The sequence below is a fragment of the Pseudomonas pohangensis genome (assembly GCF_900105995.1).
Classification (GTDB): domain Bacteria; phylum Pseudomonadota; class Gammaproteobacteria; order Pseudomonadales; family Pseudomonadaceae; genus Aquipseudomonas; species Aquipseudomonas pohangensis.
Genome location: NZ_LT629785.1, coordinates 3,191,075 through 3,214,561, shown reverse-complemented (window position 1 = coordinate 3,214,561; position 23,487 = coordinate 3,191,075). Strand labels below are relative to the sequence as shown.

At 61.3% G+C, this 23,487-nt stretch carries 20 protein-coding genes; 9 read left to right on the top strand and 11 right to left on the bottom strand.

What is annotated here, in order from left to right:
• Positions 1–99: 99 nt before the first annotated feature.
• Entirely contained in the window at positions 100–1,506 is a 1,407-nt protein-coding gene (locus BLT89_RS14965) for an adenosylmethionine--8-amino-7-oxononanoate transaminase (protein WP_090197135.1), read from the bottom strand.
• A 115-nt stretch (positions 1,507–1,621) separates the two neighbouring features.
• On the opposite strand from BLT89_RS14965, the gene BLT89_RS14960 reads away from it, so the two are divergent.
• Entirely contained in the window at positions 1,622–2,995 is a 1,374-nt protein-coding gene (locus BLT89_RS14960; protein ID WP_090197132.1) for a flavin monoamine oxidase family protein, read from the top strand.
• Here BLT89_RS14960 and BLT89_RS14955 read toward each other — a convergent pair.
• The 3 genes from BLT89_RS14955 to BLT89_RS14945 form a co-directional block, all read right to left on the bottom strand.
• Positions 2,992–4,659 (bottom strand): SulP family inorganic anion transporter, encoded by a 1,668-nt coding sequence (locus BLT89_RS14955; RefSeq protein WP_090197129.1) that lies wholly within the window; start codon positions 4,657–4,659, stop codon positions 2,992–2,994. The two genes, BLT89_RS14960 and BLT89_RS14955, sit on opposite strands and share 4 nt — an antisense overlap.
• A gap of 63 nt (positions 4,660–4,722) precedes the next feature.
• Positions 4,723–5,997, bottom strand: a complete 1,275-nt coding sequence (locus tag BLT89_RS14950; RefSeq protein WP_090197127.1) for an MFS transporter — start codon at positions 5,995–5,997, stop codon at positions 4,723–4,725.
• A gap of 74 nt (positions 5,998–6,071) precedes the next feature.
• A complete protein-coding gene (locus tag BLT89_RS14945; RefSeq protein WP_090197124.1) occupies positions 6,072–6,908 on the bottom strand; it encodes a TauD/TfdA dioxygenase family protein in 837 nt (278 codons plus the stop codon).
• A gap of 136 nt (positions 6,909–7,044) precedes the next feature.
• Here BLT89_RS14945 and BLT89_RS14940 point away from each other — a divergent pair, with 136 nt between their 5' ends.
• Positions 7,045–8,049 carry an AraC family transcriptional regulator gene (locus BLT89_RS14940; protein WP_090197120.1) on the top strand — a complete coding sequence of 335 codons (1,005 nt, stop codon included), beginning with the start codon at positions 7,045–7,047 and terminating at the stop codon, positions 8,047–8,049.
• A 20-nt stretch (positions 8,050–8,069) separates the two neighbouring features.
• Here the strand turns inward: BLT89_RS14940 and BLT89_RS14935 are convergent, their stop codons facing one another.
• Entirely contained in the window at positions 8,070–8,972 is a 903-nt protein-coding gene (locus BLT89_RS14935; RefSeq protein ID WP_090197118.1) for an alpha/beta hydrolase family protein, read from the bottom strand.
• Positions 8,973–9,162: 190 nt separating this feature from the next.
• Here BLT89_RS14935 and tkt point away from each other — a divergent pair, with 190 nt between their 5' ends.
• The 6 genes from tkt to BLT89_RS14905 all read left to right on the top strand — a co-directional run bounded on the left by tkt (position 9,163) and on the right by BLT89_RS14905 (position 15,601).
• Entirely contained in the window at positions 9,163–11,163 is a 2,001-nt protein-coding gene (gene tkt, locus BLT89_RS14930) for a transketolase (RefSeq protein ID WP_090197116.1), read from the top strand.
• A 90-nt stretch (positions 11,164–11,253) separates the two neighbouring features.
• Positions 11,254–12,306 (top strand): erythrose-4-phosphate dehydrogenase, encoded by a 1,053-nt coding sequence (epd, locus tag BLT89_RS14925; protein WP_090197114.1) that lies wholly within the window; start codon positions 11,254–11,256, stop codon positions 12,304–12,306.
• Positions 12,307–12,330: 24 nt separating this feature from the next.
• On the top strand, positions 12,331–13,494 hold the full coding sequence (locus BLT89_RS14920) for a phosphoglycerate kinase (RefSeq protein WP_090197112.1): 1,164 nt from the start codon (positions 12,331–12,333) through the stop codon (positions 13,492–13,494).
• Between the two features lie 51 nt (positions 13,495–13,545).
• A complete protein-coding gene (locus BLT89_RS14915; RefSeq protein WP_090197109.1) occupies positions 13,546–13,875 on the top strand; it encodes a hypothetical protein in 330 nt (109 codons plus the stop codon).
• 63 nt (positions 13,876–13,938) lie between these two features.
• Complete coding sequence (fba, locus tag BLT89_RS14910; protein ID WP_090197106.1) at positions 13,939–15,003, top strand: class II fructose-bisphosphate aldolase; 1,065 nt, start codon at positions 13,939–13,941, stop codon at positions 15,001–15,003.
• 97 nt (positions 15,004–15,100) lie between these two features.
• On the top strand, positions 15,101–15,601 hold the full coding sequence (locus tag BLT89_RS14905) for a YgjP-like metallopeptidase domain-containing protein (RefSeq protein ID WP_090197103.1): 501 nt from the start codon (positions 15,101–15,103) through the stop codon (positions 15,599–15,601).
• 28 nt (positions 15,602–15,629) lie between these two features.
• Here BLT89_RS14905 and trmL read toward each other — a convergent pair whose 3' ends face one another.
• The 6 genes from trmL to glnA all read right to left on the bottom strand — a co-directional run bounded on the left by trmL (position 15,630) and on the right by glnA (position 21,652).
• Positions 15,630–16,085, bottom strand: a complete 456-nt coding sequence (trmL, locus tag BLT89_RS14900; protein ID WP_090197100.1) for a tRNA (uridine(34)/cytosine(34)/5-carboxymethylaminomethyluridine(34)-2'-O)-methyltransferase TrmL — start codon at positions 16,083–16,085, stop codon at positions 15,630–15,632.
• 99 nt (positions 16,086–16,184) lie between these two features.
• Complete coding sequence (gene ntrC / locus BLT89_RS14895; protein ID WP_090197097.1) at positions 16,185–17,618, bottom strand: nitrogen regulation protein NR(I); 1,434 nt, start codon at positions 17,616–17,618, stop codon at positions 16,185–16,187.
• Entirely contained in the window at positions 17,615–18,700 is a 1,086-nt protein-coding gene (gene glnL / locus BLT89_RS14890) for a nitrogen regulation protein NR(II) (protein ID WP_090197095.1), read from the bottom strand. The genes ntrC and glnL overlap by 4 nt, the downstream gene beginning before the upstream one ends.
• 234 nt (positions 18,701–18,934) lie before the next feature.
• Complete coding sequence (locus BLT89_RS14885; RefSeq protein ID WP_231975029.1) at positions 18,935–19,564, bottom strand: DUF4124 domain-containing protein; 630 nt, start codon at positions 19,562–19,564, stop codon at positions 18,935–18,937.
• Positions 19,561–20,118, bottom strand: coding sequence for a DUF4124 domain-containing protein (locus BLT89_RS14880; RefSeq protein ID WP_090197092.1), 558 nt, complete (start codon positions 20,116–20,118; stop codon positions 19,561–19,563). Before BLT89_RS14880 ends, BLT89_RS14885 begins: the two co-directional genes overlap by 4 nt.
• A gap of 127 nt (positions 20,119–20,245) precedes the next feature.
• Positions 20,246–21,652, bottom strand: a complete 1,407-nt coding sequence (gene glnA / locus BLT89_RS14875; protein WP_090197090.1) for a glutamate--ammonia ligase — start codon at positions 21,650–21,652, stop codon at positions 20,246–20,248.
• Positions 21,653–21,981: 329 nt separating this feature from the next.
• Here glnA and thiI point away from each other — a divergent pair, with 329 nt between their 5' ends.
• On the top strand, positions 21,982–23,436 hold the full coding sequence (gene thiI / locus BLT89_RS14870) for a tRNA uracil 4-sulfurtransferase ThiI (protein WP_090197087.1): 1,455 nt from the start codon (positions 21,982–21,984) through the stop codon (positions 23,434–23,436).
• The last annotated feature ends 51 nt before the right edge of the window (positions 23,437–23,487 follow it).

Genomic DNA, 23,487 nt, shown 5'->3' with positions numbered 1-23,487 from the left:
AAGCTTAACCGCTATGGCGCACCTGGCGTAGGGCAGAAAAGCGGTGGCTGGTGATGCCCGGCCAGGGCTAATGACAGCAAATGACATCCGCTTGCCAGACTAGCCGGGGTCGCGGAAGCCGGGATAAAGGCTGTTGGGTGTTGCCACGCTGACGGAATGCCGGGTTGCCAGATCGATGCCCTCGCTGGCTACTTCGGCGAGGAAGTCGATTTGCTCCGGGGTTATCACATAGGGCGGCAGAAAATACACCACACTGCCCAGTGGCCGCAGCAGGGCGCCACGCGACAAGGCATGCCGATATACCTCGAGGCCCCGGCGTTCCTGCCATGGGTAGGCTATCTTGCCGGGCTTGTCCTGTACCATCTCGATGGCCAGGGCCATGCCGGTCTGGCGCACTTCGGCGACATGCGGATGATCGGCCAGATGCGCCGTGGCGCTGGCCATGCGGCTGCTCAAGGCCTTGTTGGCTTCGATCACCCGGTCATCGCGGAAGATATCCAGGGTGGCCAGGGCCGCGGCACAGGCAAGCGGGTTGCCGGTGTAGGTGTGCGAATGCAGAAAGGCCCGCAAAGTAGCGTAGTCATCGTAGAAGGCGCCATACACGGCATCGGTGGTGAGGACCGCCGCCATTGGCAGAAACCCGCCGGTCAGGGCCTTGGACAGCACCAGGAAGTCCGGGGTAATAGCGGCCTGCTCGCAGGCGAACATGCTGCCGGTGCGGCCAAAACCGACGGCAATCTCGTCGTGGATCAGATGCACGCCATAGCGATCGCAGGCTTCGCGCAGCAATGTCAGATAGACCGGGTGGTACATGCGCATGCCGCCGGCGCCCTGGATCAGCGGCTCGACAATCACTGCGGCAACCTCGTGGTGATGCTCGGCCAGCGTCTGCTCCATGGCGGCGAACATGTTGCGCGAGTGCTCCTCCCAGCCCATGCCGTCCGGGCGCAGGTAGCAATCCGGGCTGGGTACCTTGATGGTGTCCAGCAAGAGGGCTTTGTAAGTGTCGGTAAACAGCGCCACATCACCGACCGACATGGCTGCCACAGTTTCGCCGTGATAGCTGTTGCTCAGGGTGATGAAGCGCTTCTTCGCTGGCTGGCCGAGATTCAGCCAGTAGTGAAAGCTCATTTTCAAGGCGACTTCGATGCCGGATGAGCCGTTGTCGGCATAGAACACCCGGTTCAGTCCGGCCGGGGTAATCTCGACCAGACGCTCGGACAGCTCGATTACCGGCTGATGACTGAAGCCGGCCAGCATCACATGCTCCAGATTGTCCAGCTGATCCTTGATTCGTTGGCTGATGCGCTGATTGCCGTGGCCAAACACATTCACCCACCAGGAGCTGACCGCATCCAGATAGCGCTTGCCGTCGAAATCCTCCAGCCAGACGCCCTCGCCACGGCGAATCGGAATGATCGGCAGGGTCTCGTGATCCTTCATCTGCGTGCAGGGATGCCACAGCACGTCCAGATCGCGCTGCATCCATTGGGCATTCAGGCTCATCGGCAACTCTCCTCGGCTAATCTGCAAAGCCTACCAGATCAGGCTGCCGGTAGTTCTGGCCCGGACCGGGTGGCTGGCGTATTCTGCGCGCCGTTGCCAGAAGCGGAGACAGAAGATGATTGCCAGCACTTTGCGCCTGGGCCTGCTGTGGTTGCTGCTGGGCAGTGCCGCGGCCTTGGCCGCTGACCAGCCACCTTCGGCGATTGTGGTCGGTGCCGGACTTTCAGGGCTGACAGCCGCCTATGAATTGCAGGAGCAAGGCTGGCAGGTGACCTTGCTGGAGGCTCGGCCAGAGGTCGGTGGCCGCGCCAGCCTGGCCTCTGCCGAATGGCTTGGCAGCAGGGAACTGCAGCCGCAGCTGTATCACTACCTGCAGCTGTTCAAGCTGCAGGTGCAACCGGCGCCGGCCGCCGTGGCTCAGCCAGCCTACCTGATTGATGGCCGCTTGTTCACCGAGGCCGACCTGCAGCGCCAGCAGCCTGCAGTGGCCGCGGCGCTCAGGCAGTATGAAGAACATATAGAAGAACTGGCGGCGCGCATGGATGACCCCTTGCAGCCGCTGGCAGATTCGCAGCTGCAGGCGCTGGATCAACTCAGCGTGGCTCGCTGGCTGGATCAGTTGAACCTGCAACCAGTGGCAAGAGCGCTCGTAGAGCAGCGTATCCGTTCCCGTTACGACGAACCGTCGCGGCTGTCACTGTTGTATCTGGTGCAGCAGACCCGGGTGTATCGCGGCGAGTCCACGCTGATGCAACACAATGCACGCCTGCCCGGTGGTAGCCAGGTGCTGGCACAGGCCTTGGTCAAACCGTTGCGCACCATCAAGACCCGTGCGCGAGTGGAGGCGATTACCCAGAATGAGGACGGGGTGACGGTCAAGGTTGGCGCTGCCGGTTACACGGCCGACTACGTGGTGCTGGCGTTGCCGCTGCCGGCGCTGGCCAGGATCAGCCTGACACCGGCCCTGTCGCCGTTACAGCAAAAGGCCTTGAAGGACATCAACTACGGCTGGCGCGAGCAGATTCTGCTCAAGTTCAGCAAGCCCTTCTGGGGGGCTACGCGCCTGAGTGGCGAGATAGTCAGCAACCAGGGGCTCGGCATACTGTGGATCGAGCCGGCATTCAAGGGCGGCGCCAATCTGCTGGTAAATATCTCCGGTGACAACGCGCGCATGATGAAGGCCTTCAATGACCGGCAGATGGCCGATCAGGTACTGATCCGTCTGGACCAGTACTATCCCGGTGCGCGCGCCGCCTACACGGGTTTCGAAGTGCGCCGCTATGGCAATGACCCGCTGGCCGGCGGTGCCTATCTGGCCTATGGGCCGGGGGAAATCAGCCAGTATTGGCGATTGTGGGAGCAGCCGCTGGGCCGCGTGCTGTTCGCCGGCGAACATACCGACGCCCTGTATCCGGGCACCATCGAAGGTGCCCTGCGCAGCGGTCAGCGCGCGGCACGGCAAGCGGAAAAGTTGCAGGCCGGGGATTAAATCGGGTTTGCCGGCACAGTCGCAGCCGGATTGTCTGGTTCAGTCAGGGCGGAGAATGCCGCAGCAGTACTGAGAAACACCTTGCCGCTGAGCTGGCTTAGCAGCAGATCACTGCGTTGCAGGCGGTCCATGACCGGTCCTTTGACTTCAGCCAGATTCAGCCGAATGCCGCGTGCGTTGAGGGCGCGATTGAGCTCGACCAGCGTGTACAAACCGGTGGTATCTATCTGATTGACGGCAGACAGCACCAGTACCACGTCACGCTGGCTGTCTTGCAACTGCTCCAGCACGCTGTCACTGATGCGTTCGGCGTTGCCAAAAAATATGGCTGCATCTACGCGCAACAGCAGCAGTTCGGGACGGGTTTCCACGGCATACCGGGAGACGTTACGGTAATGTTCGGTGCCGGGTATACGGCCGATCACGGCTATATGCGGACGGCTGGCTCTGGCAATCAGCGTGCCCAGCGACAGCAGCAAGCCGACGATGACGCCTTCCTCGACGCCAAGCAGCAGCACGCCGGCAAGGGTAACGCCCCAGGCCAGCGCATCGCCACGATCATAGCGCCAGGCCTCGCGCGGTGTTTCAAAGTCGAGCATGCCGAGCACCGCAATCATGATGGTCGCCGCCAGCGCCGAGAGCGGCAGGGGGGACATCCAGCCCGTTGGAACGCTCAGCAATACCGCCATCAGAACAGTGGTGATAACGCTGGCCAGTGGCGTGTTGGCCCCGGCGGTGTAATTGACCGCCGAACGCGAAATGCTGCCGGTTACCGGGAACCCGCCGGAAACGGCACTGGCCAGATTGGCTGCGCCAAGCCCCAGCAATTCGTGATTGCCATTGATGCGCTCACCGCGCTTCTGCGCCAGGCTGACCGCCGCCGACTGGCTGGAGAGGAAAATCATGAAGCCGATCAGCAGCGAAGGCATCAGCAATTCGCGCATTTGCCCAAATGCCAGCGGCAGACCGAGTGCCGGCAAGCCGGACGGAACCTTGCCGACAACCTGCACGCCAGCCTGCTCGAGATTCAGCAACAACACGCAGAGGATGGCCAGTGCCAGCACGAATACCGGGGCCATCTTGGCCAGGATGTCGGCGACCTTGCCGGCAAGCCCCAGACTTTTCAGCAGCCGCATCAGGTACTGGCGCGCCAGCCACAGCAACAGCAGTGAGCTCAGGCCGATGGCTGCGCCGGGCAGGTTGATCTGCTTCAGGGAGCCGCCCAGCAAGGTGGAGAACTGGCTGGCGGCAATCACCAGCGCGGCGCCGCTGGTAAAACCGCTGAGTACCGGGCGGCTGAGGAATTGCGCCAGAAAGCCCAGGCGCAACAAGCCGCAAAGAAACAGCACCACGCCGGCAATCAGAGTCATTTGCGCGGCCATTGCCGAGTACAGTTCCGAGCCCGCAGGCGCCAGACCGGCCAGTGAAGAGGCAGTCATCAACGAGGTGATGGCCATCGGCCCGACTGACTGCACCATGCTGCTGCCGAACAGCGCATAGGCGCAGGCCGGTAGCAGGCTGGCGTACAGTCCGGCTACCGGCGGCAGGCCGGCAACCAGCGCATAGGCCATACCTTGCGGAACCATCATCAGTACCACAATGATGCCGGCCGTTACGTCGCCGGCCAGCAGGTCGCGATGGTACTGTTTGAGCCAGGACAGCATGCAATGATTCTCCCCGTCCAAAAACGATCCGGCGCATTCCGGTTAGCGATCGCCAGGTACAGTTTAATGCGCCGGACGGGAATTTTGCTGAAGTTGCAGATCCTGCAGGTAATGGCGGCTGGCAGCAAAATAGGCAGCAGCTGCTCCTAGGCCGATCAGGGGCACCAGAGTCATTGCCAGATGCAAATTGAAACTGTCGGCCAGCAGCCCGGTGATAAAGGGGCCTGGCGCCAGGCCGAGGATGTTGTTGCCCAGCGTCAGGGTGGCCAGTACGCTGGCGCGAAGCGAGGCATTGGTGACACTCGACACCACCGCTCCGGAGGGTCCGGCAAAGCCGGCGCCAATCAGCAGGCCGAGGCCAATCAGCAGCAGTTGTAACTGCCCGTCTGCCAGCAGCAGGGCAGCCAGCAACAGGAAGCTTGAGCCCAACGCATAGCACATGGGGACCAGTAGCCTGTTTCGCGCGTGGCGGGTACTCAGCCGGTCAACCAGTGCGCCACCCAGAGTCATGCCGATCCCGGCCATCAGCACCAGTCCCCCGGCAAACATGGCGGCCTGACTCAAGTCCATGGCGTGATAGCGGTTCAGGTAGCTGGGTATCCAGGCAATGATCGAGCCCTGGACGAACATTTGCAAACCCGATGCAAGGTAAGTCCAGAGCGCGCTGCGGGCACGCAGTAATTCATGAAACACTGCCTTGAGCGGCATTCTTGCTGCCGCCTGCCTGCCCGCAGGTGCGGGTTCGCGCACCAGCAGCGGATAGACAATGGCCAGCACCAACCCGGACGCGCCGACCAGGATGAAGGCCATGCGCCAGCCATAACTGTCGGCGATCAAACCGCCGAACATTACCCCCAGCACCGAGCCGAACAGTGCCGCGGACAGAAAGGCGCCGGTCACCGTGGCATGCAGCCGGCGCGGGAACACCCCAAGCAGAATGGCGCCACCGGCGCTGCCATAGCCGGCTTCACCTAGGCCGACCAGTGCGCGGGCGATAAACAGCATGAAAAAGTTGCCGGATAACCCGCAGGCGATGGTAGCCACACCCCAGAGCAAGGCCATGGCAGTGGCACTTTTGACCCGGCCCCAGCGATCCGCCAGCAGCGAAACGGGAAAGCTCATCACGCCAACGGTGAGCGCCACCACGCTGACCAGCAGCCCCAGCTGGGTGTCTGTCAGCGCCCATTCAGCCTTGAGCGCCGGAAACACGGCATTGATCACCTGGCGCGACATATAGTCCGAGAGCATCAGGCCAAAGGTCAGGAAGAACACCAGCCAGGCGTATCGGCGCGATACGGGCGGGTCATCGTCGCATGGGCTGCTGGCGCAATCGGGCATGGGCACGGGCAAGAACAACTCCTCAAGATGGTTGGGCAGGGAGCGGCCCGTGCCGTGGCTGGGAGGGCCGGCTCTCAGCTCTGGAATGCTGCCAGTTCGGGACCGACCACCGAGACGCGTTCGGCAATACGGGTTTGTGGAAAGTAATCCCAGCTGGCGATGTGCTGGGTAGCGAGGTTATCCCACATCACCAGCATGTTGTTCTGCCAGCGGATCCGGCACTGGTATTTCGGCTCGCGTTCGATGTGATTGAGCAGCATGTCCAGCAGGTGGTCGCTCTCGTGTTTGGATACTTCCATGATGCGCTGGGTGAAGCCGCCGTTTACCCAAAGCAGGGGGCGTGCGGTTTCCGGGTGGCGCAAGATCACCGGATGCACAGTGACATTGTAGGGCTGGTCTTTCGGTGGTTCGATGCCGTAGCCGTCACGCCACGGCAGGGCGCCGTTGTGCCGCGCGGTCAGCCCTTCAAGCATCTTGCGCAGCGGCGCGGAGAGGCCTTCGAGGGCGTCATACATGCTGGCGAACAGGGTGTCGCCGCCACCGTTTTCCGGGACCTGCTTCATGTACAGCATGGATACGGCAATCGGGTTGGGGTCACAGCTGACATCGGTGTGCCAGGATTCGCCGACCGCGTATTTGGAGTTGGCGTCAGCTTTGACCACCACGACGTCGGGGTCATTGCTGCCCGAGTGCAGCGCCAGGGCGTGGCGGTGCAGCACGCCGGTGCCGAAATGCTTGCCCAGCGCTTTGTGTTGTTCGCGGCTCAGGTGCTGATCGGGGAAGGCCAGTACCATGCGTTCGCCAAGCAGGCGGCGTATATCTGCCATGTCCGCGCTGCTGGCGCTGGCCAGATCGAAGTTGACCACGCTGCCAATGGTTGGGGTGATGTTCTGCATGGACAAGTTGCGCATGGCAGGCTTCCTGATGTGAAAGTAGAAGTCCGCAGGTTAAGCAGGCGGCGGTGTCCGTATTCGACATTTCGGGACTATTATTGGGTAATTCGGGACATTGCTGCGACCGCTTGCCGCAGCGTCAAGAGGGTTCGCCATGGTCATGTTGATCCGTAGCGCCAGTCTGACCGGCTTTGCCGAGGTGGCTCGCTCGCTGGGTCTCGACCCGTTACAGCAGTTGCGTGAGGTCGATATCAGTCCGGCCAGTTTGCAGCAGGTTGACCTGAAGATACCGGCGATGGCGGTGGTGCGGCTGCTGGAAAGCGCTGCAACGGCCACTGGCGCGGAGGATTTCGGCCTGCGCATGGCGCGCACCCGGCAGCCATCCAATCTCGGGCCGTTAGCCTTGTTGCTGCGTGAGGAGCCGACCCTGCGCAAGGCGCTGGAAGCATTGCAAAGCTACCTGTCCGTGCATACCGATGCGCTGTCGCTGAGCCTGGAGGAGGCAAACGGTGTGGCGCTGATCCGCGAGGTCCACGCCAGCTTCGGCAATCTGTCTGCGCGGCAGGTCACCGAGTTGTCACTGGCGGTTACCCATGGATTTCTCAAGAGCCTGCTGGGTCAGACCTGGTTGCCGCTGGCGATCCACTTCCGCCACCCGGCACCAAGGGACGAAAGCACCCATCGGCGGGTCTTCGGCGTACCACTGCAATTCAACAGCGAACTGGACGGTATTGTCTGCCGCAGCAGCGATCTGGATACGCCGATGCCAAGCGCCGACCCGGTTATCGCGCGTTATGTCCATCACTATCTGGACAGTCTCAAACAGCAATCCAGAGTGGCTCTGGTGGATCAGGTACAGCAGCTGATCGGCCTGCAGTTGTCCGGCGGGCGCTGCTCGGTGGAACGTCTGGCGCAGCAGCTGGGCCGCGACCGGCGTACCCTGCACCGGCAACTGCAGTTGCAGGGGGAGAGTTACTCGTCGCTGCTTGCCAAGGTACGCAGCGAGCAGGCGCTGCGCCTGCTGCACAATCAGCAACGCGCCCTTGGCGAGATTGCCGGGCTGCTGGGTTTCTCGTCGCTGAGTGTATTTTCCTACTGGTTTGAGCAGCGCTTCGGTTGTCGGCCGAGTGTCTGGCGCCAGCAGCACAGGCTAACCTGAGCTCTGGCCCGGGCTGCCGCTTACTGGCGGGTTGGCTGCGTGGCCAGCCAGGCGCTGATGCGCTCGACCAGCGCCTGATGACTTTTTACCCAGCCATAATGGCCTGTCGCGTGCAGACCGAGATCAGCGGGTTGAAGCTGGAGGTGGGTGGCCGCTGCGGCGGGCAGTTTTTGCAGCAGGTTGCGGGTTGAGGCGTGCGGGGCGAAGTCATCGTCACTGAAGGAAACCGCCAGCAGCGGTTTGCTGAAGGACTGCATGGCGCTCTCATAGTCGACTGTGCTGCCGGCTACCCTGAAGCGGCCGGTCCGGGCCAGGTACGCCCAGTCACGCATCACTCCGCGGGCTTCGCTGCCGCCAAAGCCGATTTTCTTGCCGGGCAGATAGCCGACTATTTCGCTGATGCCGCGCAGTAGCTGCGACATCGCGAGAATTTTCAGCGAGGCCGGAAAGTGCCAGCCGCGGAAATACACCGAGCCGCTGGAGACAAAAATCAGTCCGTCGAGGCGCTCCGGGTGCAGGCCGGCATACAGAGCGTTGAGCTGGCCGCCAAGGCTGTGTCCGAACAGATAAACCGGTAGTCGGGGAAAGCGCTTGCGGACCGCGTCGAGGTTGGCGGGCCAGTCGAGTTCGAGCATTTCGCGATAGCCGAAACGGGCGCCAGCCTGTGCCCGTGCCCCACTTTCACCGATACCGCGCAAATCGGCCGTGACGGTGTGCCAGCCGGCACCTGCCAGACTTTGCGCGATCGGGCGATAGAAGTCGGCGCGGACACCCATGGCGGGCATCAATACGATGACTGCCCGGTCCTCGCCGGCTGGGTACAGCGTCAGTTGGTTGCTGACCCCGTCGGCAGCAAGCACCTGCAGCTTCTCCATACCTGCTGGCGCTGCCGGATGAGGCGCGCCCGTGTGCTCTGTGGCCATGCCTGTCTCTCCCTCATGCCAGCGGCTGATGCTCCGAGATTAATCAATTGTGCGCCGCGGGGGAACGCGCGGAATGGCAGAAAAGCCGACCGTTCGCACATCTGTGATTGCCGCGCAGTGGCCTGCTGGGCGAAAATGGCCGCCTTTTTCGCACCTTTCGCCCCACAAGCAGACTCCCAGGAGATCGTCGATGCCCAGCCGTCGTGAACGCGCCAATGCCATTCGTGCCCTCAGTATGGATGCCGTGCAGAAAGCCAACAGCGGCCATCCCGGCGCCCCGATGGGCATGGCGGATATCGCCGAAGTGCTCTGGCGTGACCACCTCAAACACAATCCGGGTAACCCGCAATGGGCCGACCGCGACCGCTTCGTGCTGTCCAACGGCCACGGTTCGATGCTCATCTACTCCCTGCTGCACCTGACCGGCTATGACCTGTCGATCGACGATCTGCAGAATTTCCGTCAGTTGCACAGCAAGACGCCCGGACACCCGGAATACGGTTACACCGCGGGCGTTGAAACCACTACCGGTCCGCTGGGGCAGGGCATTGCCAATGCCGTGGGCTTCGCTCTGGCCGAGAAGGTCCTCGGCGCGCAGTTCAACCGCGATGGCCACAACATCGTCGACCATCGCACTTACACCTTCCTCGGTGACGGCTGCATGATGGAAGGCATCAGCCATGAAGTCTGCTCGCTGGCCGGTACCCTGGGCCTGGGCAAACTGACCGCCTTCTATGACGACAACGGCATCTCCATCGACGGTGAAGTCGAGGGCTGGTTTACCGATGACACCCCGGCGCGCTTCGAAGCCTATGGCTGGCAGGTGATCCGCAATGTCGACGGGCATGACGCTGCAGAAATCCAGACTGCTATTCAAACGGCTCAGGCTGAAACCGCGCGACCGACGCTGATCTGCTGCAAAACCGTGATCGGCTTTGGCTCGCCGGGCAAGCAGGGCAAGGAAGAGTGCCACGGTGCACCGCTGGGTAACGATGAAATTGCCGCCACCCGTGCAGCCTTGGGCTGGAATCATGGACCTTTCGAAATTCCGGCGGAGATCTACGCCGAGTGGGACGCCAAAGCGGCCGGTGCCGCGGCGGAAGCCGAGTGGAACCAGCGCTTTGCCGCCTATGCCAAGGCCCATCCGCAACTGGCTGCCGAGCTGCAGCGGCGCATGGCTGGAGAGTTGCCGGCCGATTTTGCCGAGAAGTCCGCGGCTTATGTGCAGGATGTCGCCAGCAAAGGCGAAACCATCGCCAGCCGCAAGGCCAGTCAGAATGCCCTGAACGCGCTCGGCCCGTTGTTGCCGGAGTTCCTCGGCGGATCGGCCGATCTGGCCGGTTCCAACCTGACCCTGTGGAAGGGTTGCAAGGGTGTGACGGCTGAGGATGCCAGCGGCAACTACATGTACTACGGCGTGCGCGAGTTCGGCATGTGCGCGATCATGAACGGTGTGGCGCTGCACGGTGGCTTCGTGCCCTATGGCGCGACCTTCCTGATCTTCATGGAGTACGCGCGCAACGCGGTGCGCATGGCGGCGCTGATGAAGCAGCGGGTGCTCTACGTGTTCACCCATGACTCCATCGGTCTGGGCGAAGACGGTCCGACCCACCAGCCGGTCGAACAGCTGGCCAGTTTGCGCAGCACACCGAATCTGGACACCTGGCGTCCGGCCGATGCCGTGGAATCCGCTGTGGCCTGGAAATACGCCATCGAGCGCAAGGACGGCCCGTCGGCGCTGATCTTCTCCCGGCAGAACCTGCCGCACCAGCAGCGCGATGCCCGGCAGCTGGCAGATGTCGCCCGTGGTGCCTACGTACTCAAGGACTGCGCCGGTGAACCGGAACTGATCCTGATCGCTACCGGTTCGGAAGTCGGTCTGGCCGTGCAGGCCTGTGACAAGCTCAGTGAGCAGGGTCGCAAGGTGCGTGTGGTGTCGATGCCGTCGACCAGCGTGTTCGACCAGCAGGATGCCGGTTACAAGCAGGAAGTACTGCCGCTGCAGGTCAGCGCGCGTATCGCTATCGAGGCCGCCCATGCGGACTTCTGGTACAAGTACGTGGGTCTGGAAGGGCGCATCATCGGCATGACCAGCTTCGGTGAGTCGGCTCCGGCCCCGGCGTTGTTCGAGGAGTTCGGCTTTACCGTCGAGAATGTCCTGGAAACTGCTGCCGAACTGCTGGATTGCTGACTGTCCTTGTAGGAGCGGGCTTGCTCGCGATGCGCAAACATTGTTCGCGAGCAAGCTCGCTCCTGCAGGTTGACCGCTACCGTGCCGAATATGCCTGACACTCACCGCCCCTATCGCATTGCCCTCAACGGTTACGGCCGTATTGGCCGTTGTGTGTTGCGCGCGTTGCATGAGCGGGGCGCTGGCAGCGCGATCGAGATTGTTGCCCTGAACGACCTGGCCGATCAGGCCAGCATCGAATACCTGACCCGTTTCGACTCCACTCACGGGCGCTTCCCCGGCGAGGTGAAGGTCGCTGGTGACTGCCTGCATATCAACGGCGACTGCGTGAAGGTGCTGCGCCAGAGCACGCCGGAAGCGATCGACTGGGCGGCGCTGGATATCGATCTGCTGATCGAGTGTTCCGGCCAGTACACCACCCGTGCCCAGGCCGAACGCTTTCTGCATGCCGGCGCACCGCGGGTGCTGTTGTCGCAGCCGATGGCCAGCGCTGCGGATGTGGATGCCACCATCGTCTACGGCATCAACCAGCTGCAGTTGAGCGGCCGCGAGCGTCTGGTATCCAATGCCTCCTGTACCACCAACTGCGGCGTACCGTTGCTCAAGGTGCTGAACCAGGCAATTGGACTGGAGCAGGTTTCGATCACCACGCTGCACTCGGCGATGAATGACCAGCCGGTGATTGACGCCTATCACCACGAAGACTTGCGCCGCACGCGCTCGGCTTTTCAGTCGATGGTTCCGGTTTCAACCGGGCTGGCGCGGGGTATCGAACGGCTGCTGCCGGAACTGCACGGCCGCATCCAGGCCAAGGCCATTCGGGTGCCAACGCTGAATGTCTCCTGTCTGGATATCACCCTGCAGACTGCCCGCGACACCACGGCGGCGGAAGTCAATCAGCTGTTGCGCGCGGCCAGTGTGTCAGGCGCGCTGAAAGGCCTGCTGGACTACACCGAATTGCCCCATGCCAGTTGTGATTTCAACCACGATGCCCATTCGGCGATTGTCGATGGCAGCCAGACCCGCGTGTCCGGCCCGCGGCTGGTCAATCTGCTGGCCTGGTTCGACAATGAGTGGGGCTTTGCCAATCGCATGCTCGATGTCGCCGAACACTTTCTTGCTGTATCCACAAAATCTGTTTAATCAGCCCCGAGAAGGACTGCTGCCATGACCGTTCTGAAAATGACCGACCTTGACCTTGCCGGCAAGCGCGTACTGATCCGTGAAGACCTCAACGTGCCGGTGAAAGACGGTGTGGTGAAGAGTGATGCACGCATCCTCGCTGCCCTGCCGACCATCAGACTGGCTCTGGAGAAAGGCGCTGCCGTGATGGTCTGCTCGCACCTGGGGCGTCCGGTCGAGGGTGAATTCAGTGCTGAAAACAGCCTGGCGCCGGTAGCCGCCTATCTGGGCAAAGCCCTGGGCCGTGAAGTGCCGCTGGTTACCGACTACCTCGGCGGTGTCGAGGTCAAGGCCGGCGAGCTGGTGCTGTTCGAGAACGTGCGCTTCAACAAGGGTGAAAAGAAGAACGCCGACGAACTGGCGCAACAATATGCGGCGCTGTGCGACGTGTTCGTCATGGATGCCTTTGGCACGGCACACCGCGCCGAAGGATCGACCCACGGCGTGGCCAAATTTGCCAAGGTCGCCTGCGCCGGCCCGTTGCTGGCTGCTGAGCTGGAGGCGCTGGGCAAGGCACTGGGTAATCCGGCCAAACCGATGGCAGCGATTGTTGCCGGCTCCAAGGTGTCGACCAAACTGGATGTGCTGAACTCGCTGGCACAGATCTGCGACCAGCTGATCGTCGGCGGCGGCATCGCCAATACCTTCCTGGCAGCGGCCGGCTTGCCGGTGGGCAAGTCGCTGTATGAGGCGGATCTGCTGGATACCGCCAAAGCCATTGCGGCCAGGGTCAGCGTGCCACTGCCGGTGGATGTGGTGGTGGCCAAGGCCTTCGCTGAGGATGCACAGGCCACGGTCAAGCTGGTAGCGGATGTTGCCGAAGACGACATGATTCTCGATATCGGTCCGCAAACGGCGCTGCAGTTTGCCGAGCTGCTCAAGGCGGCCAGAACCATCCTGTGGAACGGCCCGGTCGGGGTGTTCGAATTCGACCAGTTTGGCAACGGCACCAAGGTGCTGGCTGAAGCCATCGCGGCCAGTCCGGCATTCTCCATTGCCGGCGGTGGTGACACGCTGGCAGCTATCGACAAATATGGCGTAGGCGCGCAGATTTCCTATATCTCCACCGGTGGCGGTGCCTTCCTCGAGTTTGTTGAAGGCAAGGTGCTGCCGGCTGTGGAAGTGCTGGAAACACGGGCCAAAGGTTAAGTTTTTTGTGCTGGCAAACTGCGCAGCAGGTTGCCACTCCGGGGAGGCAAGATGGCCAAGTATCTGTTATTGATGACGCTGAGCCTGCTGAGTGCCTGCTCCTTCGAGATTCAACCGGAGCCGCAAGGCGCATGGAACGAATGGATTTGTGACTCGCAGGCCAAAGTCTATTGGCGCCCCGATGGCGCTGACGGCCAGAGCGTGCAGGTGCGCGTAGGTGCCGGCGATATGCTGCATGTACTCAAGCGCATGCCGGGCGATAATGGCGAACTCTACAGCGACAGCGAGCTGGCCTTTGTGCTGCAGGGCGATCACGCCGAAGTCTATGCGATCAACGGTCACACCATCTTTGGCCGTAACTGCAAGGCCCAGCCCGAATAATTGACATGCAACCGCTGCAGGCGGTTGCCACGAATTAACCAACCCTTACGGGAGACAGGCAACATGGCACTTATCAGTCTGCGTCAGATGCTCGATCACGCCGCCGAATTCGGTTACGGCGTACCGGCCTTCAACGTCAACAACCTCGAGCAGATGCGCGCCATCATGGAGGCGGCGGACAAAACCGACTCGCCGGTGATCGTGCAGGCCTCGGCCGGGGCTCGGAAATACGCCGGTGCGCCGTTCCTGCGGCACCTGATTCTGGCGGCGATCGAAGAATTCCCGCATATCCCGGTGTGCATGCACCAGGATCACGGTACCAGCCCGGATGTCTGCCAGCGTTCGATCCAGCTGGGCTTCAGCTCGGTGATGATGGACGGCTCGCTGAAAGCCGATGGCAAGACCCCGGCCGACTATGACTACAACGTGCGCGTCACCCAGGAAACCGTGGCTTTCTCCCACGCCTGCGGCGTGTCGGTCGAAGGTGAGCTGGGTTGCCTGGGCAGTCTGGAAACCGGTCAGGCCGGTGAGGAAGACGGTGTTGGCGCCGAAGGCACGCTGGACCACAGCCAGATGCTCACCGACCCGGAAGAAGCGGCGGATTTCGTCAAGCGCACCCAGGTGGATGCCCTGGCCATCGCCATCGGCACCAGCCATGGCGCCTACAAGTTCACCAAACCACCGACCGGCGACATTCTGGCGATCGACCGGATCAAGGCGATCCACGCGCGCATCCCCAATACCCATCTGGTGATGCACGGCTCGTCGTCGGTGCCGCAGGAGTGGCTGGCGATCATCAACCAGTACGGCGGCGACATCAAGGAAACCTACGGTGTGCCGGTGGAAGAAATCGTCGAAGGCATCAAGCACGGTGTGCGCAAGGTCAACATCGACACCGACCTGCGTCTGGCTTCGACCGGCGCCATGCGCCGGATGATGGCCGAGCAGCCGAGCGAGTTTGATCCGCGCAAGTTCTTCGGCAAAACCGTGGAAGCCATGCGCGATATCTGTATCGCCCGCTACGAAGCCTTCGGCACCGCCGGCAATGCCTCGAAGATCAAGCCGATCTCCCTGGAAGGCATGTTCCAGCGTTACGCCAGTGGTGAGCTGGCTGCCAAGGTCAATTAAGGCCGGCGCCATGACAAAAGCCCGCTCCGGCGGGCTTTTGTATTTTATGCAGGCAGGGCGTTAGCCCGCCTTGCGAGAGATGTGAGTCCCTGGAACCATGGCCACAGCCCTGAAATACCTGCGCGGCTATCCCGCCAACCTGCTGCAGCAGGTCAGCCTGCTGCTGGAGCAGGGCCGGCTGGGCGATTACCTGCAGCAGCGTTACCCCGAGCAGCACGGGGTACAGAGTGACAAGGCGCTGTACGCCTATGCCATGCAGATCAAGCAGGAGTATCTGCGTAACGCGCCGGGGCTGGACAAGGTCCTGTATGACAGCAAGCTGGATGTAGTGAAACATGCCCTGGGCCTGCATACGGCTGTGTCACGGGTGCAGGGCGGCAACCTCAGGGCGAAGAAGGAAATCCGCATCGCCGCCGTGTTTCGCGAGGCGGCGCCACAGTTCCTCAACATGATCGTGGTGCATGAGCTGGCGCATTTGCGCGAATTCGAGCACAACAAGACATTCTACAAACTGTGCGAGCACATGCTGCCGGGCTACCAGCAGCTGGAGTTCGATTTGCGTGTATGGCTGACCTGGCGCTCAAGCGCGCAGCAGTGAACAGCGCGCAGGCTCGGCCATGCCCATTTCAGGCGAAGCCGTGCTGCCGCCAGGCTTCGTAAACCACCACGGCCACCGCATTCGACAGGTTCAGGCTGCGACACTCGGGACGCATCGGCAGGCGCAGGCGCTGCTCGCAGGGCACGCTTTCGCGAATCGCTACCGGCAGTCCACGGCTCTCGGGGCCGAACAGGAAAATATCGCCCGCCTGGTAATCGACTTCGGCGTAGCAGTGGCTGCCTTTGGTGGTAAAGGCGAACAGGCGCTGACCACCAATCTCCGCGAGGCAGTCGGGCAGGTTCCGGTGTCGCTTGAGTTGCGCGTATTCATGATAGTCCAGCCCGGCACGGCGCAGGCGCTTGTCATCCAGTTCGAAACCCAGCGGCTCGATCAGGTGCAGCTGGCTGCCGGTGTTGGCACACAGGCGAATGATGTTGCCGGTATTGGGCGGAATTTCCGGTTCGAACAGCACGATATGGAACATCTTCGGATCCGCAGTAAGAAGGTTGGCCAAACGGGGTGCCGCTCCGGACTGGCGCCGGAACGGCGGGCCGATAGCCTAACCGTATAGCGGCGCGTACCGCTAGGCGTCTCCGCCATCCTCGTCGTCGCCGTCGATCATGATCTCCAGTTCCTTGATCTTGCGCGTCAGCGTATTGCGCCCCCAGCCCAGCAGCAGCGCGGCATCCCGGCGGCGGCCGGCGGTATGCTTGAGGGCGACCTCGATCATGATCCGTTCAAAGGCCGGCACGGCCACATCCAGCAGGTTGCCCTGGCCGCGTGCCAGCGCCTGATCGGCCCATTGCCGCAGGGCCTGTTCCCAGCCGGCATCGGCGGGACTGTCGGGCTGCTGCTGGAGCAACTCCGGTGGCAGGTCATTTACATGCACCTCCCGCCCTGAAGCCATCACCGTGATCCAGCGGCAGGTGTTCTCCAGTTGTCGCACATTGCCCGGCCAGGCCAGCTGCTTGAGGTATTCCTCGGTTTCCTTTTTCAGCAGTTTCGGCTCGACGCTGAGTTCCTGGGCGGCACGGCTGAGAAAGTGCCGGGTCAGCGCCGGAATGTCCTCGCGGCGGTCCGACAGTCGCGGAATGTGAATGCGGATGACGTTCAGACGGTGGAACAGGTCTTCGCGAAACTTGCCGTCCTGCACCAGACCTTCAAGGTTCTGGTGGGTGGCGGCAATGATGCGTACATCAACCTTGACCGGGGTGTGCCCGCCAACCCGGTAGAACTCGCCGTCAGCCAGCACACGCAGCAGGCGGGTCTGGGTGTCGGCCGGCATATCGCCGATTTCATCGAGAAACAGCGTGCCGCCATCGGCCTGCTCGAAGCGGCCACGGCGCAAGCTGGCCGCGCCGGTAAAGGCGCCTTTTTCATGGCCGAACAGTTCCGACTCCATCAGGTCCTTGGGAATGGCGGCCATGTTCAGGGCGATGAACGGGGCTCTGGCCCTCGGGCTGTGGCGGTGCAGGGCCTGGGCCACCAGTTCCTTGCCGGTGCCTGACTCGCCGTTGATCAGCACGGTGATGTTGGAGTGGGAGAGGCGGCCGATGGCGCGGAACACCTCCTGCATGGCCGGTGCTTCACCGAGGATTTCCGGGGTGGTTGCCTGCGTTGCCGGCGCGACGCCACCTTCCTGTTCACGGGCATGCTGACAAGCGCGCTTGACCAGAGCAATGGCTTCATCGACATCGAACGGCTTGGGCAGGTATTCGAACGCACCGCCCTGATAGGAGGCCACGGCACTGTCCAGATCGGAGTGCGCGGTCATGATGATCACCGGCAGGCGCGGGAATCTTTCGCGCAGTTGCGCCAGCAGATCCAGACCGCTCGGGCCGGGCATGCGGATATCGGAAATGATCACATCCGGCTGCTGATGTTCCAGGCGGCTGAGCAGGCTGTTGGCGTTGTCAAAGGTCTGCACTGACATGCCTTCCTGTTGCAGCGCCTTTTCCAGGACCCAGCGGATGGAACGGTCATCATCGACGACCCAGATGGACTCGCTGCGAATCATGGGTTTGTTGCTCCTTGTTCAAGCGGCAGGTACAGACTGAAGACGGTATTGCCGGGTTGGCTCTCGCATTCGATCAGGCCCTGATGCTGGCTGATGATGTTCTGGGCGATGGCCAGGCCCAGGCCGGTGCCATCGGCACGGCCGCTGACCATCGGGTAGAAAATGGTTTCCTGCAGTTCGGCGGCAATCCCCGGACCGTTGTCGATAATCTCGACCTTGCACGCCAGGCGGTGCCGGTTATGACCGATGGTGAGCTGGCGCAGCGCCCGGCTGCGCAGGGTAATGCGGCCTTCTACTGGCGGGTTGGCGCTGGCCAGCGCCTGCATGGCGTTGCGCACGATGTTCAGCACTGCCTGGATCATCTGTTCGCGATCAATCATTACGTCCGGAATGCTCGGGTCGTAGTCGCGAATCAGGGTGATGCCGCCCTGGCTCTCCATATCAACGAGCTGGCAGACGCGTTCCAGCACTTCGTGGATATTGGCGGGGGCCAGAAATGGCAGCTTGTTGGAGCCGAGCATGCGATCCACCAGATTGCGCAGGCGATCGGCCTCTTCGATGATGACGTCGGTGTAATCCTTCTGCCCCGGCTCATGCAGCTCGCGCGCCAGCAGCTGAGCGGCGCCGCGGATACCACCCAGCGGGTTCTTGATCTCGTGGGCCAGGCCGCGCACCAGCATCTTGGTGGTTTCCTGTTTGGACAGCTGGGCTTCTTCCTTGGTGATACGCAGCAAGCGATCGCGCGGCAGGATTTCCAGCAACAGGTAGGTAGCCGAGCGGTTGTGGAGCGGGGTGGCGGCGTAGTCAACCGTCAGCTGCTGGCCGTTGTGGGTGTGCAGTACGGCTTCACGCCGGGTGAACGGATTGGCCGAATGCACAGACTGTTGCAGTGAGTGCAGTGCTTCGGGGGATTCGCTGAACAGCTCGCTGACCAGCTGGCCATGAAAGCGCTGTCCGCTAACGGCGAGCAGTATCTCGGCGGCAGGATTCATGTATTGCAGGTGCAGCTCGGCATCAAGCAACAAGATCGCCGTAGTCAGGTTGTCGAGCAGCAAGCGGTGCAATGCGTCGTTGATGGTCATGGTGCCGTGGGTTGGCCTGTAGGTCGGAAGATCAGCCGTGCGCTAATACGGTGCTGTTATGTACATGCCTGCAAGAAACAAACCAATGCTGGCAATTGCTCCGCAATCCATTGAAACAGGCACAGAAAAGCCTGCTTCGGGGCTTTCGGCAGGTGTTGTTCGTACTCTGGAAGACTTAGCTTAGGCGCTAAAATGGCAGCGCGCACCAATTTGGTGCCTATGCTGGCGAGGGCGTCAGATAAACGGAATGAACGGGATATCGTTATCCGGCTCGGGTCTGTCCTTCAGGGCGCACTCCGGCCTCACGCCGTAGTCGGGGAGCTTGCATGGTTGTGCGCGGCGCTTGGAGTCCAGTGAGACGCGGCGTACATGCACCGGCTGACTGGGGGTGCGTTCGACTACCAGCCCCTGACTGTCGATGATTTCCACTGCCAGCTGATGGGTTCCACGCTCGAGGTTTTCCAGGGGAAATACCGCGCTACGGCCTGGTTGGCCAACCTGCGTGCCGTCGAACAGGAGTCGATAGCTGTGCCCGGGCAATAACGCCGGCTCGCTATTGATGGTTACCATCAGGTTGCCGGCGGCATCTTCAACCACACTGTCTGGTGCCGGAAAGAGGATTCTGAGCACCTGATATGGCGGTTCTACAGGTGCTTTTGCAGGGGGTCTGGGTGGGCTGAGACGCTTCACTGCCGGCATCTTGTTCAGGGGTGCCATTTCCACGCGCTTGGCATTGCCCGGTTTCGGCTGGTCGGTATAGACCCGGTTGCCATCGGCGTCCACATAGGTGAAAACTTCGGCCAGTGCCGGGGTGCAAACTCCGGCGAGCAGAAGGCAAGCAAATGTGAAAGCCAGTCTGCTCAATTGCGGGGTTTCGGTAATGGCTGGGCGGGTTTGGCGCCGCCAACGGCAACGCGCTGTACGGTAAAGCTGACCGGAGCGCTTTCCTGAACCACCTGGTCACCGCTCTTCACCTGCAGAACCAGCGTGTGGTCGCCACGATCAATTTCACTGAGTTGCAGCAGTGGCACATTGGTCGGCGCGCCGTAGGGCTGGCCATCGAGCAGCAGTTGCAGGCTGTCACCCGGGCGCAGTGCAGGTTTCAGCGCTGCGCGGACGGTGAAGGTGCCGTTGTTGGAGCGCAATGCTTCCTCGGTCGGCAGGTTGGTCAGTTGCACCTGATTGTATGGCTGGCTTTGGGCGGTGCTGCTGGTTGATGTAGTGGTATCCGCAGGGGCGCTGACCTCTGGCGGATCCATGGTGTTCATTGGCGGCAGCTTTACGGATTCGGTCTTGATGCCGTCCGGTGGCTGATTGGTGAATACCTTGTTGCCACTGGCGTCGGTGTAGCTATAGATCTCTGCGCTGGCTGGAAGTGCCAGAAGCATCAGCAGGCAGGCGGCAATGGGTGTACGCATGGTGAGTCCCCTCTTGGCTTTATCCAAGCCTTACACTGGTACGGCTGTCTTGCAAGTCTGTCGTGTGGTTTTCCTGCTGACAAAAAAGAGGCCTCCCGAAGGAGGCCTGCTTTTCATTGCGCTGGATTTAGACGCTGTAGTACAGCTCGTATTCCAGTGGGTGTACGAAGGTGCGCACCTTGATCTCTTCTTCGCTCTTCAGTTCGATGTAGGCATCGATGAAGTCATCGGAGAACACGCCACCTTTGGTCAGGAACGCGCGGCCCTTGTCCAGCTCTTCCAGGGCTTCTTTCAGGCTGCCACAAACCTGTGGAATGTTGGCGGCTTCTTCCGGTGGCAGATCGTAGAGGTTCTTGTCGGCGGCATCGCCGGGGTGCATCTTGTTCTGGATACCGTCCAGGCCAGCCATCAGCAGGGCTGCGAAGGCCAGGTAAGGGTTGGCTGCCGGATCCGGGAAGCGTGCTTCGATACGACGAGCCCGTGGGCTGGAGACGTAGGGAATACGGATCGAGGCCGAGCGGTTACGCGCCGAGTAGGCCAGCATGACCGGTGCTTCAAAGCCCGGGACCAGACGCTTGTAGGAGTTGGTCGACGGGTTGGTGAAGCCGTTCAGTGCTTTACCGTGGTTGATGATGCCGCCGATGAAGTACAGCGCGGTATCGGACAGGCCGGCATAGCCTTCGCCAGCAAAGGTGTTCTTGCCGTCTTTGGCGATCGACAGGTGAACGTGCATGCCCGAGCCATTGTCGCCATACAGCGGCTTCGGCATGAAGGTCGCGGTGCGGCCATAAACGTCAGCTACGTTGTGTACGCAGTACTTGAGGGTCTGAACTTCGTCAGCCTTGTTGACCAGGGTGTTGAACTTCACACCGATTTCGTTCTGGCCGGCAGTTGCCACTTCGTGGTGATGCACTTCGATGACCAGGCCCATTTCTTCCATGGCATTACACATGGCAGTACGGATTTCGTGGTCGTGGTCGCATGGCGGAACCGGGAAATAGCCGCCTTTGACGCCAGGGCGGTGGCCCTTGTTGCCGCCTTCGACGTCCTGATCGGACATCCAGGAACCTTGCTCGGAGTAGATTTTGAACATCGAGCCGGAGATGTCGGACTTGAATTTCACTTCGTCAAAGATGAAGAACTCGGGCTCGGGGCCGACGAATACGGTGTCGCCGATGCCGGTGCTCTTGAGGAACTCTTCAGCGCGCTTGGCGATCGAGCGCGGGTCACGGTCGTAGCCCTGCATGGTGCTGGGCTCGATGATGTCGCAGACGATGATCAGGGTTGGCTCTTCGGTGAACGGATCCAGCACGGCAGTGCTGTCGTCCGGCATCAGGATCATGTCGGAGGCTTCGATGCCTTTCCAGCCGCTGATGGAGGAGCCGTCGAACATCTTGCCGATTTCGAAGAATTCTTCGTCCAGCGCATCGCGGGCGGGCATGGTCACGTGGTGCTGCTTGCCCTTGGTGTCGGTGAAGCGCAGGTCTACCCACTTAACGTCGTGGTCTTTGATCAGTTGCACAGTCTTAGACATGTTTTCCTCCTGAGGAATAAAGCCCGTTATGGAGCCCTTGTATTGATTCGGTGAATCCCGGCGGGATAGTCCGCCAGAGTAACCTGACTCGCAAGGAGGCAAAATGCATGCCATAGAAGAGAAATAACCGTCTCCAACCTTTCGGAAGAGGCTTCGTAGCTTGACGGTATTGAATGTATAGGCAAATACGCACCGTAACGGTGCTCTTGCGCTTTGCGCGCTCTTAATTGGTGCGAATCGGCTTGTGCATGTTTTTGATCAAAGCTTGAGCAATTTCCGCTATAATCCGCGCCCCTCTTTTCGGCCGCTGCACTTGCGCGGTGGATTGCATGAAGCTGATCGTCAAAGTTTTCCCTGAAATCACCATCAAGAGCCGGCCGGTGCGCAAGCAATTCATCCGCCAGTTGGCGAAGAACATGCGCACGGTGCTCAAGGATCTCGATCCTGCGCTGCAGGTGCTGGGTGAGTGGGACAATCTCGAGTTGCTGACCAGCCTGAGCGAGCCGAAATTGCTGGCTGAAATGTATCAGCGGCTGTGCTGCATGCCTGGTATCGCGCACTTCCTCGAAGTGCATGAATATCCGCTGGTCGACTTTGCCGATACTCTGGACAAATGCCGCCAGCATTTCGGTGCGTTGCTGCCGGGGAAGATTTTCAGCGTGCGTTGCAAGCGGGCGGGTAAACACAGCTTTACTTCGATGGAAGTCGAGGCGTTTGTCGGCAGCCACCTGCGGCGTGAATTCAATGCGGCAGGCATTGACCTGAAAAATCCGCAGGTCGAGGTGCGTCTGGAAATTCGCGATGAGCGTCTGTTCATCATCGATCGCCAGCATCAGGGCATAGGCGGCTATCCGCTGGGCTCGCTGGACCAGACCCTGGTGCTGATGTCCGGCGGCTTCGATTCGACGGTGGCGGCTTACCAGATCATGCGTCGCGGCATGCTCACGCATTTCTGCTTCTTCAATCTCGGCGGTCGCGCCCATGAGTTGGGCGTCATGGAAGTCGCCCACTTTCTCTGGACGAAGTACGGCAGCTCGCACCGGGTGCTGTTTCTCAGCGTGCCTTTTGAAGAGGTGCTCGGCGAGATACTGGAAAAAGTCGATAACAGGCAGATGGGTGTGGTGCTCAAGCGCATGATGCTGCGGGCGGCTACGCGTCTGGCCGAGGATCTGCACATCGATGCGCTGGTCACCGGCGAGGCCATCTCCCAGGTTTCCAGCCAGACGCTGACCAATCTCAAGGTGATTGACGCCGCTACCGACATGCTGGTGCTGCGTCCGCTGCTGGCCAGTCACAAGCAGGACATCATTGATACGGCGACACAGATCGGCACGGCCGAGTTCGCCAGGCATATGCCCGAGTATTGCGGGGTGATTTCGGTCAATCCGACCACCCGCGCCAAGCCGGGGCGCATCGAGCATGAAGAATCTCATTTCGATATGGCGGTGCTGGAGCGGGCGCTTGCCGGTGTCCGGCGCATTACCGTTGACCGGGTGATTGATGAGCTGGGCGAAGACCTGCTGGTCGAGGAAGTCTGCGAGGCACTGCCCGGACAGGTGGTGATTGATATCCGCCATCCGGATGATGTCGAGGATCAGCCTCTGGCCTTGCCCGGCATAGAAGTACAGTCACTGCCGTTCTATGCGATCAATAGCCGCTTCAAGGAACTGGATAGCAACCGCCAGTACCTGCTGTATTGCGACAAGGGCGTCATGAGCCGCCTGCATGCTCATCACCTGCTCAAGGAGGGGCATGCCAATGTGCGCGTCTATCGGCAGGGCTAGGGCGGCACGCTGGCTCGCCGAGGTGCGCCGCAGGCGTCCTCCCGACCGCAA